Source organism: Kineococcus sp. AC630, assembly GCF_979255925.1.
The window spans coordinates 1-233 of record NZ_CEEDMJ010000165.1 but is presented as its reverse complement, the minus strand read 5'-3'; the positions used below and the strand labels follow the sequence as shown (position 1 = coordinate 233).

1 protein-coding gene is annotated in these 233 nt (G+C 78.1%); it reads right to left on the bottom strand.

Annotation, left to right across the window (positions count from 1 at the left end):
- The coding region (locus AC0I8G_RS26265; RefSeq protein WP_471732550.1) for an AAA family ATPase at positions 1-233 on the bottom strand (233 nt) is incomplete at both ends.

Here is a 233-nt window from a genome sequence, read left to right as displayed (position 1 = left end):
GCATCGTCTCCGCGCGGAGGAAGCACACCTCCCGGGCCTTCGCGACGCCGCGCACGACCTCCCGCCGGGACCCGAGGCTCGAGGCGTCCACGGCGGCCACCGCCCGACCGGGGGCGTGGCGGCGCAACCCGCCCTCGGCGAGGACCTCGAGGGCCTCGGCGATCCCCTCGACCAGCGTCGACTTCCCCGCCCCGGTCTCCCCGACGAGGACCGTCACCCCGGCGGGCAGGTCC